The sequence below is a fragment of the Paenibacillus sp. PK3_47 genome, from assembly GCF_023520895.1.
Classification (GTDB): domain Bacteria; phylum Bacillota; class Bacilli; order Paenibacillales; family Paenibacillaceae; genus Paenibacillus_AQ.
Genome location: NZ_CP026029.1, coordinates 4,082,217 through 4,094,078, shown reverse-complemented (window position 1 = coordinate 4,094,078; position 11,862 = coordinate 4,082,217). Strand labels below are relative to the sequence as shown.

Genomic DNA, 11,862 nt, shown 5'->3' with positions numbered 1-11,862 from the left:
TATGATAGGGAGTATGTGATTACAAGAAACTACTTTATGGATGGTGGAACATGTTCAAAAACAAAAAAATGCTGCTCATTCTGGCCGCTGTTATCATCGTAATTGCTCTGGCAGTCGCCGGCGTCTGGAAGCTGACCAGCAGCGGCAGCGGAGAAGCAGGCACCACAACCACTGAGACTCCCGGCGGAGCAAAAGTATCGGAGACAGACGGAACGAAATCCCTGGAACAGACCTTCTACATTTATGATACGGTCGTCACTATCAAGGTATTCGGCAACAACGCCGAGCAAAAGAATATGGATGACATTCAGGCTATGCTGGAACGTATGGACGTTCAATTCAGCCGCACCAAAGAAAACGGCGAGATTTACGCAGTGAACCAGGCAGCCGGCAAAGAGGCTGTGGTTGTCTCGGACGAAACGCTTGATATCATCAAGCTGTCGATCAAATATGCGGAGGATATGAACGGGCTGTATGAACCGACGATCGGACCGCTGGTCGATCTGTGGAACATTGGCAATGGCGGTGAGCAGGTTCCGGATCAGGGAGCCATCGACGCAGCCAAGAGCCTGACGAATTATAAGGATATCATTATTGACGATGCCGCCAAGTCCGTAAAGCTGGCCAAAGAAGGCATGATACTCGACATGGGCGGGATCGGCAAAGGCTACGCTGCTGACCGGATTGCCGATTACCTGAAGGAGCAGGGCCTGGACAGCGCAATGATTAACCTCGGCGGCAGCAGCATCATAGCGCTCGGCAATAAACCGAACGGATCCCCCTGGAACATCGGCCTGCAGGACCCTGACAAGAACCGGGGCACCCAGCTCGGTACGATCAAGATTACGGATGAAGTCATTGATGCTTCCGGCGTGTATGAACGTTACTTCATGCAGGATGGCGTCCGGTACCACCATATTCTTGATCCGCGTACCGGCTTTCCTTCCCAGAACGGGCTGAAGAGCCTTACGATCATGAGCCCGAACGCTACAGATGCGGATGCGCTCTCCACAGGCGTCTTCCTGATGGGAGTTGAGGAAGGCATGAAGTATCTGGAGTCCCTGCCTGAGCAGGTGGAAGCCTTCTTCATCACCGATGACAACAAAATCCATGCCACCTCCGGCATTAAAGAGAGACTTCAGCTGACTGACCCTACCTATTCCTTTGCTGAATAGTCTGTTGTTACACATAAAAGCGGCAGGGCCTGAGCTCCGCCGCTTTTATTTTATACTATGATAATACCTTCCTAAATAAGAGGAAGCCCGCTGAATTCCTTGTAATTTGCAAAAGTATAGTCCGGAACATGATCCTTCCCCGGCTCTCTGCCGCGGGGATTATACCAGCATACCTTCCATCCTGCTGAAAGAGCACCAACCACATCATTATCCCAGGTATCGCCGATATAGAGCGAATGCTCCGGCAACGTGCCTGTCACCTTGTTGACATGGGCAAAAATAGCCGGATCCGGCTTCGCCAAACCGACCGCATCAGAGATAAAAATCATCTCCCCGGGAATCAGCTTGTCAATGCCGAGCCCGCGCAGCTTGTTCATCTGATGGTCCTTTGGCCCGTTGGTAATGATGCCGACCTTGTGGCCAAGCGAGATAAAACGCCGGAGCTGCTCCTCTACACCCTCAATCATTTCTATTGTATACTGCCTTCCAATATAGGCAGCCTGCACCCGGGAGGCCTGCTCACGGCTGAGGGGAATTCCATATTCGGCAAAAGCCCGCTCCAGCCGCAGCACCCGTGTCTCCTCCAGCTCAAGCTCCCCGTTCAAATATTTCGGCCACAGCAAATCGCTGTGATGCCTGACCGTATAGAATAAATCCGCATAATTCAGCGTACTCCCGTCCAGCGCCAGCACTTCGTGCACCGCTTCCCGGAAAGGCACCAGGTGATCGTATAACGTATCATCCAGATCAAAAAATATCGCCAGCTTACCGCTTGTATCCACTTCAACACTCCTAACTCTGCTTACTGTCCAAAAAATAAATCATACGTATAAAAGGTATCGTCACGGACGTATCCTTGCGATTCATACAGGCGCTGTGCTTCCGTATTGCCGGCCGCTGTAGTCAGCGTCACTCCTTTGGCCCCGGTGAACCTTGCAAATTCCCCGGCACCTTCCAGCAGCAATCTGCCCAATCCCTGCCGGCGTTCTCCGGAGCATACATAAAGATCATTCAATATCCAGAGCCGCTGAACCGTTACCGAGGAGAAGGACGGGTACAGCTGGGCAAAACCTCCGGCACGCCTTCCTTCTCCTTCGCCCGTCACCGCCATAAACACAGCAGACTCTCCTGAAGCAAGCCGGTCCCGCAAAAACTGATCTGCAGCCTCCAAATCCGGCTCTTGACCGTAAAACACCCGGTATTCATCAAATAAAGGGGCAATCAGCTCTAGATCCTGAAGCGTTGCCCGTTCCAAACGATAGTATGACATTTCTTCTCCGCCTTTCAGCCTCGGCTATATTACCATTAGTCTAGATCAACAGCCGCTTCCTGACCATGGAGAGAATCACCCATAATTTGTACATACATTCGCGGAGATCTGCTTACTCCTTGGAATCGTAAAAGACATGCCGGCCGCTGACCTTTCCGTCCTCGATCTCCAGCAGCCCGAAGGAATACTGCTTCTCCCGCCGCTTGTCGGTGGGCGAGCCGGGATTGAACAGCAGGATGCCGTTCTCCCTGCGCATCAGCGGCTGATGCGAATGGCCGAACAGGATGCAGTCCACTTCCTCGCCCTCAAAAGCGAGCAGTGCGTTGCCGTCCGTTCCTTTGCGCGAATACGGGGCATGCCCATGGATCATCCCGATGCGCACTCCCTCCAGTGTGAGCAGCTTGCGCTCACCGAAGCGCCGGATGATTTCGGCCCCGTCATTATTTCCGGCAATTCCCTCTACAGGGGCCAGCTGTGACAGCATTTCACAAATCTCCATGGCAACCCAGTCGCCCAGATGCAGAATCAGGTCTACGTTCCGGAATTCCTCAACAAGCGCCTTTGGCAGGGATTTGGCACTGCCGGACATATGTGTATCTGATACTACGCCGATCTTCATAAAGCTTCAGCTCCTATTCTGGTTAATCTATTTGAGAAAGAACACAAGCAGCTATGGACATTAGTAATTTTCAGCTAATTGTACGATTTTAGAAGGGGCGGAAGCAAGTAAGCGTCCTCTTTCGTCCCCTGATTTCTAATGGCTGAATTGGACTCTGGCAGGCCGATCATATAGAATATTTTTAGGGCAATCAGTAAACGATAACCGGGACTGACAATGTCATAAAGTCTTAACACTTTCAGGGGTGGACTCTTCTTGACAAAAGCCCAAAAGTAGCTGATAATAATAATCAATATCTAATTAGAATTATTATAATTAATTGTCGCAAGGCAATATTATATAATTCTATTACAATTACAAAACCACATTCTAGGAGGAAATAATTATGTCTCTAATTGGAAAAGAAGTACTGCCGTTCAAAGCATCCGCATATCAAAATGGTAAGTTCATCGATGTATCTGAAGCTGATTTCAAAGGAAAGTGGAGCGTAGTATGTTTCTATCCTGCAGACTTCACATTCGTTTGCCCTACAGAGCTTGAAGATCTTCAGAACCAATACGAGACTCTTAAAGGACTCGGAGTTGAGGTGTATTCTGTTTCCACAGATACCCACTTTACACATAAAGCATGGCATGACAGCTCGGAAGCTATCGGCAAAATTACTTACATCATGATCGGCGATCCTTCCCACACAATCTCCCGTAACTTCGATGTACTGATTGAAGAAGACGGTCTTGCAGACCGCGGTACATTCATCATCGATCCGGACGGCGTGATCCAGACTGTTGAAATCAATGCCGGCGGTATCGGCCGTGATGCAAGCACACTCGTTAACAAGATCAAAGCGGCACAATATGTGCGCAACAACCCAGGTGAAGTTTGCCCGGCTAAATGGCAGGAAGGTTCCGAAACACTTAAGCCAAGCCTTGATCTTGTAGGAAAGATCTAAGAGGTTAACCGACGATGATACTGGATGCAGATATAAAATCACAATTAAACCAATACCTTCAGCTTATGGAAGGTGACGTGCTGCTTAAAGTCAGCGCGGGGACAGATGAGGTATCTGCCGATATGCTGTCCTTGGTGGATGAATTGGCTACTATGTCCTCCAGAATTAAAGTTGAAAAAACACAGCTGCCCAAAACGCCAAGCTTCAGCGTGAACCGTGTGAACGAGGATACCGGAGTAACTTTTGCCGGCATTCCTCTGGGCCACGAATTCACTTCCCTCGTGCTCGTTCTGCTGCAGGTCAGCGGAAGAGCACCGAAGGTGGAGCAGGATGTCATTGACCAGATCAAGAGCATCAGCGGTGAATATCACTTTGATTCTTATATCAGTCTGAGCTGCCACAACTGTCCTGACGTTGTGCAGGCGCTGAATCTGATGAGTATCCTTAATCCTGGTATCACCCATACCATGATTGACGGTGCAGCTTTCAAGGAAGAAGTCGAAAGCAAGAATATCATGGCTGTGCCTACGGTGTTCCTGAACGGTGAATCCTTTGGCAGCGGCCGTATGTCCCTTGAAGAAATTCTCTCCAAGCTCGGTCCGGCTCCGGATGCTTCTGCTTTTGCCGACAAGGAGCCTTATGATGTGCTTGTTGTCGGAGGCGGCCCGGCTGGTGCCAGTGCAGCGATTTATGCGGCACGCAAAGGCATCCGCACAGGGATCGTTGCTGAACGTTTCGGCGGCCAGGTTATGGATACCGTTGGTATTGAGAACTTTATCAGCGTGAAATATACTGAAGGTCCTAAGCTCGTAGCCAGCCTGGAAGAGCATGTCAAAGAATACGGCATTGATGTCATGAAACTGCAGGTTGCCAAGCAGCTGCAGAAGAAAGACCTCATTGAAGTGGAACTGGAGAACGGTGCTGTGCTGAAGAGCAAGACGGTGATCCTCTCCACAGGTGCCCGCTGGCGTAATGTGGGTGTTCCCGGCGAAGCCGAGTTCAAGAACAAAGGTGTAGCTTACTGCCCTCATTGCGATGGTCCTTTATTTGCAGGCAAGCATGTAGCTGTTATCGGTGGCGGTAATTCCGGTATTGAAGCGGCGATTGATCTTGCTGGTATTGTAAAGCATGTTACCGTGCTTGAATTCATGCCGGAGCTGAAGGCTGATGCCGTGCTGCAAAAACGCCTGTACAGCCTGCCTAACGTAACTGTTCACAAGAATGTTCAAACCAAGGAAATCACCGGTACGGACAAAGTCAACGGTATCTCCTACATTGAACGCGATACAGGAACCGTTCAGCATGTTGAACTGGAAGGCGTATTTGTCCAAATCGGACTTGTGCCGAACACTGACTGGTTAGGCGACACGGTTGAACGCACCCGCATGGGTGAGATTGTTGTCGACAAACACGGTGCTACAAACCTTCCTGGAGTGTTCGCTGCAGGTGACTGCACGAACAGCCCGTACAAGCAAATTATCATTTCCATGGGATCGGGTGCCACTGCGGCCCTGGGCGCATTTGATTATCTGATCCGCAACTAATATTAAGACCGTTATCCGGTAAGGGATAGCGGTCTTTTTTGGCCTGAAAAGATTTACCCTCTCCAATTCCACAGCCGCACTTCCCCGATTCGGATATTGCTGATCCATGGCGTTTCCTTCAGCTTCAGCAGCTCCTTAACCGGTCCCGTAATAACAGCTCCGTACAGTTGAATACCATGCTCCTCCACGTAATCTAACGATTGATCCACTTTTATAAAAGGGGCCGCATTTGAAGAAATCATCTTATACTCCTGCATCAACCTCAGCTTCCGGAGGAAATTCTCCTCCCGCACTTTGCCGCTGCCGTATTCTTCAACCGAAGGAGAGATCGAAGATTTTGAAGTAACGCTGCTGAACCAGCCGGTTTTTTCGGTAGAAACCTGCTGAACCGTCATCTCCTCCGCAAGCCAGATCGTCCGGTATGGAAAACCCAGCGGAGAAGTTACTGTAAACTCATTGGTGTGCTCTCCGTCATCCACAGCAAACCACACGGGCAGCAGATTCAGCGGCTCCAGCTTTTTCAGGAGTTCATCTGTACCATACAGCCGGTCCAGGGATAAAAAAGCTTCAGCCACTGTGCCTTCCGGGAGCTTATCCAGCCGTTTCCATTCCTGGCTGTCATCCACGCCTGGGGACTGTCCGTCCTGCGGATAGAAAAAATATTGCTGCATGGAGGTCCGCTCATCCGTCCAATTATAATGGCCTACACCTCCAAGCCCGAACAGAAGCTCGGTGGAGTAGCTGCCCGCATCCACTTCTTCACTGCCGACCTGCTTCAAGAGCCTGCCGGAATACTCATTTTTGAAGAAGATCTTGGCATCGGAGTTCAGATGTACAATTGTGTTAGGACGGGACACGGCAATGGCCGAAGACAGAACCTCCCCATATCGTGACCCCCGGTCTCCGGTCGAGTAGTAAACGGCTGTGATGATTGAACTAATAACTGTAAGAGCCAGAAAGGCTGACAGCACTGTCATTGTATTCGAAAAGCGGGCTTTCCATTTGCCCCGGCGGATAATCCGTTTTTCCTTCTTCTCCATCAGAGCCGGTTTTTCAGCAATACGCTGTGAAGTCTGCTGATCCTCCTGCTCTACAAGCTCGTCTAAGTAAAGCTGGTAAGCCTCCAGCTTCTCCAGCTCCTGTTCGACTTCTTCCCGCTCATCCTCCGGCAGGCTACCCTGTCCGTATTTGCGCAGCTTTTCCTTAAATTCCTCACTCATGCCCATTCCTCCTCCGCTCCTCTTCCCGCAGCCGCTGTCTCGCCCGGAAGACCAGTATTTTATATTTTGGCAGGCTCACGTCCATAATTGCCGCTGCGTCCTTATAAGACATCCCGTGAAAATCATGCAGCAGCAGCGCATGCCGCTGGGCCTCCGGCAGCTCACCGACAGATGCAGCCAGCGCCTCCATCCGTTCCCGTCTCATATATACAGATTCAGTCGTCTCCGGGTGGGGCAGGGTATTGAAGAACCCCGCTTCTGTAGTAATGCTGCGGCTTGCCTTCCGTGTGTAATCAATAAAAGCGTTATAGGCAACCCGGAACAGCCAGGGCTTGATCCTGTCTTCCCGGCAATCCTCAAGGTACAGATATGCACGGTAGAAGGTCTCCTGCATCAGGTCTTCGGCAAGATGATGATCGCGGCTGAGGGCATATAAATAACGGTAAATGTCGTGAACATAGCTCTGGTAATGATCATCCAGCGAATTCGGCTTCATTCCCTCCCCCCTTACTCTAACCACGCAGCAGCTGCCGGAAGGTTACAGAATTTTCTAAAGTTTATGTAAAATAAAACAGCCATGCCATCCGCTGAATGTCCAGCAGCTGACATGGCTGTAAGCTTATAACGGGCGTCCTAATAAAACCCGATTGTAGAAGAGCTGTCCTTCATCCATTCCCGTTTGCGCCCTTTGTCCAGCTCACCGCGCATGCCGCGGACAAGCGCTTCTACATCGGCTCTGCCGTTCTCATGCCACTCCAGCGCCGCACTGACATACAGCTCGCCGAGCTGGGTCAGCGAGAAATCCGCTGTCAGGCGCGCAGCGGTCGCCACGCCTTCCTCACCTGCGAAGGCCGAGAAGCCGCGCAGCCGCAAATACTCCAGCCGCAGCTCCTCGTTTGGCATCTTAATCTCATAGGCACGGTCGAAGCGCCCGGCACGGTTCATGAGACCGGGATCTATTTTATCCGGATAATTGGTTGTACCGATCAGAAAAATCCCTTCCTTGGAGGTTGCCCCGTCAAGCGTATTGAGGAAAAAGGATCTGACCTCCTGCGGCATGGAATCGATATCCTCAATCACCAGCACCATCGGCGCCAGCCGGGAAGCGGCCTCGAACACCTCATTAACGGACTCGCTGCTTGTATACTCGGTAATCTGCCAGTAGATCACAGGTCCCGGCACACTGCCGGCAATCGATTTGACGAGCGTGGTTTTACCGTTGCCCGGGTGGCCGTAGAGCAGAATGCCCCGTTTGTAGGGGATCTCGTATTTAATATAAAAGCTGCGGTCCGCGTCAAAAAACTGGTCCAGCGAGCGGTAGATCTCCTTTTTGATTACAGCATCCAGCACCACCTCTTCCCGGCTAATGGAGCGGGTAATCGGCTCATCTTCGCGGTGGATCCCGTTGCGGCGGTCCGTAAATACGGTAACCTTGTCGATATTCTGCTGGCGCTCCCGCTTGCGCACATTGCCAAGAAACTGCTGCAGCTGCTCATCAGAGGCGGCAAAAACAAAATCCTGAAAGTTGATCCCGTTCTCCTGGAACACCGGCACCCGTGCGAACGCCACCCCCATAGCCGGATATGCCAGGACGTTATTCCGGATGGATAAATGGATATTGTACTCGGGCTGCTCCTTCTCATCATCGTAAATGAAGGTCCGGTCCTCCAGCCGGTCAAAAATCCGCGCTACATGCTCTACCTCAGGGCTGCCGGACTGCACATCGGTCTGGAGCAGCTTCCAGTATTCGCTGTTCGGGTCATCGCTGGCATACAGCTCGTAGCGGACGCCATAACGCCTATACAGGGCATCAAGGATGCCGTCAACGAGCCGGGCATAGGCATCATAGCCTTTGATCAATCCGTTAGTGCTTTCATTGTACTGATAGATTACAGCCTGGTTTCTGCACTCCTGCTCCATTATTTCGTCCCCTTTATCGCGGCGAGCGGTCTGCACTTGGCGACAACGGCCGCCAGGCCTGCACCCGTAACGCTTTCTATGATCTCATCTACATTCTTATAAGCCTGGGGAGATTCGTCAAGGATAGATTCCAGGGAATGCTGGTTCACGACAATCTCATCCTCCTCACCGACCTTAAGGGAACGGGAGAATTCCTTCACGGACACCAGACGTTTGGTTGCAGTGCGGGAACGGATGCGTCCTGCGCCGTGGCAGATTGAATAGTAGTTCTCTTCCCCGGCGGGCTGCCCGACCATGATATAGGAGGAGGTCCCCATCGAACCGGGAATCAGCGCCGGATGTCCGGTTGCCGCATAAGGCTTGGGATTGTCCGGATGTCCTGCCGGCAGGGCGCGTGTTGCCCCTTTGCGGTGGACAAACTTGGTTCCGGAGGCGGTGTCCTCTTTCCAGGCATAGTTATGCATAAGATCGTACAATGTGTTCATTTCGCATTTCGGGCCAAACACATCGCGGAAGCCTTCCCGTACACCGTATGCGATCAGATGCCGGTTCACGACAGCGTAATTCAGGGCAGAATACATCAGATTAACATACCGCTGTGCCGCCGGATGAGCCAGCGGGGCAAAGATCAGGCGCGGATCGGCACTGCCGAGCCCGAGCTGGCCCATGGCCTTGGCGAAGGCCGGGGAGCAGAACTGGTTAATCAGCCCTCCCCAGGCCCGGGAGCCGGAATGGATCATCACGGCAATCTGCCCGTCTTTAAGGCCCCAGGCTTCAGCCGTTTCCCGCTGCTCTTCGGCAATTTCGATGGACTGAATCTCCACAAAGTGGTTGCCGCCGCCGAGCGTACCAAGCTGGCGGTGTCCCCGGTGCCAGGCCATATCGGGAAGCTCGTTCAGAATCTCTTCATCAAATGCAAGTCTGCTGATCTCCACATGTGACAGGCTGCTTGATTTCTTCGGCGTGTAGCTGTCCGGCACATATTTGTTCGGCAGCCCGTTCAGCCCCTTGCGGACAATGTGCTCCAGCCGGATGTCACTGTAATGGCCGCGCTGCTGGGCCTCCATCGGCAGGTATTTTTCAATCGCGCGGACCAGCTTCCGGCGCAGCTTCACCTCGCGCAGATCGTCTTTGTGCAGGCTGGTAAGATGCACGCGCATGCCGCAGCCGATGTCGCTGCCTACAATCGAAGGGGACACATAACCGTCTGCAGCATCCCACACCGCCGTTGTGCCGATGCAGGTTCCGACGCCTACATGCACGTCCGGCGTATAGCTCATATATTCAATATTCGGAATTTGCAGGTTGTTGTTCGCCATCTCCAGGACTTTATAATCCAGTGAGCCGAATAATTGCTCGCTGGCATAGACGTTCAGGTCACCGCCTGGAAGGGCCACCTCATGTTTGTAGCGGGGGAGATAAATATCTGTTCCGCTGTGCATTTGATTGGTATTCATAAATTATTTTCAATTCCTCTCGGGTTGCATTAGTAATGTTCGTTATCGTTATCGGGTACGCAAAAAGAGCCGCAGATCAGCGTTCTGATCTGCGGCTCCCGGTATGCTGGTAGTGATTATAAAGGACATGAGCAATTCAAAGCACGCCCATGCAGATACATGTGACAAATGAACCGCAGCCCATCATGTCTTCCGGACGAAGGCGATGAGATCAGATCGTACATATGCGGTTGTAATATGACAGGACGACATTCCAAGTAACATAGTTCCAATCATGACCCATCGGCCTCCCTTCTCTAAATGATAAACCCAATAATAAAGGCCTCAGCTGCACATTGTCAACCCTAATATTGGAAGACATTATAAAAAGGGCACCACACTTGGCGCCCTCTTCCTGTATACCATCGGTTTATTTGAATTTGTGCCAGTCCTGATTGCTGTTCTCCAGCAGGTGGGCGAAATCGTTCTCCAGCCGTTTCTGCTCGGCCTTGCGCTGATCCTCCGCCGCTTTGCGGGCCGCCTCTTTCTTGTCATTTTCCTCTGCCTTAAGCGCATCGGACTGTGCCTTCAGCTTATCCAGGACATCACTGCTCAGCAGATCCTTCAGTGTAGCAGGCGCATCGCCCGCGGCAGGCCGCGGGGAATGGGTTACTTTCTTTTTCTTGGCCATCAAAATCATCCTTTCAGGTATTGCCTGTCGTTCAAATTTGTTTTAGCTATGGTGCTTTACGTTTATAATGTACAGTAAGAGGTGAGCCTTATGAAATCTACAGATTTGTGTCCACGGTTACAAAAAAGCATGGATATTATCGGCAGACGCTGGACGGGCTTAATCATCTTCCAGCTGCTCCAGGGCCCCCAGCGCTTCAGCACGATTGAAGCGTCACTGCCGGTCAGCGGCAGGCTCCTGTCGGAACGGCTCAAGGAGCTGGAACAGGAAGGCATTGTCCTGCGCGAGGTATTTCCCGAGACACCTGTAAGAATACAATATTCCCTGACAGATAAAGGCCGTGCCCTGGAACCGGTCATCCGCGATCTGGAGCAGTGGTCGGAAGCATGGATCAGTGCGGACAGCTGCCAAAGCGAACAATCTCCTTCGCAGTAGCCCCTGCCGGTATACCTCCAGCTTACCCTGCAATTTACAACTTACAATTTACAGTTTACAGCTTGCGGCCGATAATGACCAGATCCCGCAGAATGCCGTCCAGCTCGGCAACACCGGGCAGCAGCCCCCACTGCTCAAAGCCAAATTTGCGCAGCAGGGCAAGGCTTGGGCCGTTATGGCCGAATACAAAGCCGACCAGGTTCTGGAGGCCAAGGCGCGGACATTCCTCCAGCGCTTTGGTCAGCAGGAGGCTTCCGGCACCCGTACCGCGGAATTTCTCGTTTACATATACGCTGATCTCGGCAGTGCCGTTATAGGCCGGACGGCCATAGAAGGACTGGAAGCTGAACCAGGCAGCAATCTCCCCGTCCTGTCTCAGTACCCACAGCGGGCGATGATGGCTGTTATGCTCATGGAACCATTTCAGCCGGTCCTCCACGGTCACCGGCTCCAGGTCGGCCGTAACGACCCGCCCGGCTACCGTCGAGTTATAAATATCTACAATAGCTCCCAAATCCTCAATCGATGCATCTTCAATGCTGTAATTTTGCCAAGCCATGCTTTCCATTCCTCCTAATATTGTTGCCATGCAGCTGTACCTCT

General features: G+C 51.9%; 13 protein-coding genes. 4 read left to right on the top strand and 9 right to left on the bottom strand.

Annotation, left to right across the window (positions count from 1 at the left end):
• Positions 1-50: 50 nt before the first annotated feature.
• Positions 51-1,175 carry an FAD:protein FMN transferase gene (locus C2I18_RS18255; RefSeq protein ID WP_249897172.1) on the top strand — a complete coding sequence of 375 codons (1,125 nt, stop codon included), beginning with the start codon at positions 51-53 and terminating at the stop codon, positions 1,173-1,175.
• Between the two features lie 71 nt (positions 1,176-1,246).
• Here the strand turns inward: C2I18_RS18255 and C2I18_RS18250 are convergent, their stop codons facing one another.
• From C2I18_RS18250 to C2I18_RS18240, 3 genes are all read right to left on the bottom strand, one after another.
• Positions 1,247-1,957: an HAD family hydrolase gene (locus tag C2I18_RS18250; RefSeq protein WP_249897171.1), complete on the bottom strand. Its 711-nt coding sequence runs from the start codon at positions 1,955-1,957 to the stop codon at positions 1,247-1,249.
• Between the two features lie 20 nt (positions 1,958-1,977).
• Positions 1,978-2,445, bottom strand: coding sequence for a GNAT family N-acetyltransferase (locus C2I18_RS18245; RefSeq protein ID WP_249897170.1), 468 nt, complete (start codon positions 2,443-2,445; stop codon positions 1,978-1,980).
• A 112-nt stretch (positions 2,446-2,557) separates the two neighbouring features.
• Positions 2,558-3,064 carry a metallophosphoesterase family protein gene (locus tag C2I18_RS18240; RefSeq protein WP_249897169.1) on the bottom strand — a complete coding sequence of 169 codons (507 nt, stop codon included), beginning with the start codon at positions 3,062-3,064 and terminating at the stop codon, positions 2,558-2,560.
• Between the two features lie 385 nt (positions 3,065-3,449).
• On the opposite strand from C2I18_RS18240, the gene ahpC reads away from it, so the two are divergent.
• Both ahpC and ahpF read left to right on the top strand, forming a co-directional pair.
• Positions 3,450-4,013, top strand: a complete 564-nt coding sequence (gene ahpC / locus C2I18_RS18235) for an alkyl hydroperoxide reductase subunit C (protein ID WP_249897168.1) — start codon at positions 3,450-3,452, stop codon at positions 4,011-4,013.
• Positions 4,014-4,027: 14 nt separating this feature from the next.
• Positions 4,028-5,557, top strand: a complete 1,530-nt coding sequence (gene ahpF, locus C2I18_RS18230) for an alkyl hydroperoxide reductase subunit F (RefSeq protein WP_249897167.1) — start codon at positions 4,028-4,030, stop codon at positions 5,555-5,557.
• A 53-nt stretch (positions 5,558-5,610) separates the two neighbouring features.
• Here the strand turns inward: ahpF and C2I18_RS18225 are convergent, their stop codons facing one another.
• The 5 genes from C2I18_RS18225 to C2I18_RS18205 all read right to left on the bottom strand — a co-directional run bounded on the left by C2I18_RS18225 (position 5,611) and on the right by C2I18_RS18205 (position 10,824).
• Positions 5,611-6,777: an anti-sigma factor gene (locus tag C2I18_RS18225; RefSeq protein WP_249897166.1), complete on the bottom strand. Its 1,167-nt coding sequence runs from the start codon at positions 6,775-6,777 to the stop codon at positions 5,611-5,613.
• Positions 6,770-7,273 carry a sigma-70 family RNA polymerase sigma factor gene (locus tag C2I18_RS18220; protein WP_249897165.1) on the bottom strand — a complete coding sequence of 168 codons (504 nt, stop codon included), beginning with the start codon at positions 7,271-7,273 and terminating at the stop codon, positions 6,770-6,772. The genes C2I18_RS18225 and C2I18_RS18220 overlap by 8 nt, the downstream gene beginning before the upstream one ends.
• Positions 7,274-7,410: 137 nt before the next feature.
• Positions 7,411-8,697, bottom strand: coding sequence for an AAA family ATPase (locus C2I18_RS18215; RefSeq protein ID WP_249897164.1), 1,287 nt, complete (start codon positions 8,695-8,697; stop codon positions 7,411-7,413).
• Positions 8,697-10,154 carry an RtcB family protein gene (locus tag C2I18_RS18210; RefSeq protein ID WP_249897163.1) on the bottom strand — a complete coding sequence of 486 codons (1,458 nt, stop codon included), beginning with the start codon at positions 10,152-10,154 and terminating at the stop codon, positions 8,697-8,699. The genes C2I18_RS18215 and C2I18_RS18210 overlap by 1 nt, the downstream gene beginning before the upstream one ends.
• Before the next feature lie 409 nt (positions 10,155-10,563).
• Positions 10,564-10,824 carry a YqkE family protein gene (locus C2I18_RS18205; RefSeq protein ID WP_249897162.1) on the bottom strand — a complete coding sequence of 87 codons (261 nt, stop codon included), beginning with the start codon at positions 10,822-10,824 and terminating at the stop codon, positions 10,564-10,566.
• Positions 10,825-10,914: 90 nt separating this feature from the next.
• Between C2I18_RS18205 and C2I18_RS18200 the strand changes: the two genes are divergently transcribed.
• Complete coding sequence (locus tag C2I18_RS18200; protein WP_249897161.1) at positions 10,915-11,259, top strand: winged helix-turn-helix transcriptional regulator; 345 nt, start codon at positions 10,915-10,917, stop codon at positions 11,257-11,259.
• Positions 11,260-11,314: 55 nt separating this feature from the next.
• Here the strand turns inward: C2I18_RS18200 and C2I18_RS18195 are convergent, their stop codons facing one another.
• Positions 11,315-11,818, bottom strand: coding sequence for a GNAT family N-acetyltransferase (locus C2I18_RS18195; protein ID WP_249897160.1), 504 nt, complete (start codon positions 11,816-11,818; stop codon positions 11,315-11,317).
• Positions 11,819-11,862: the final 44 nt, after the last annotated feature.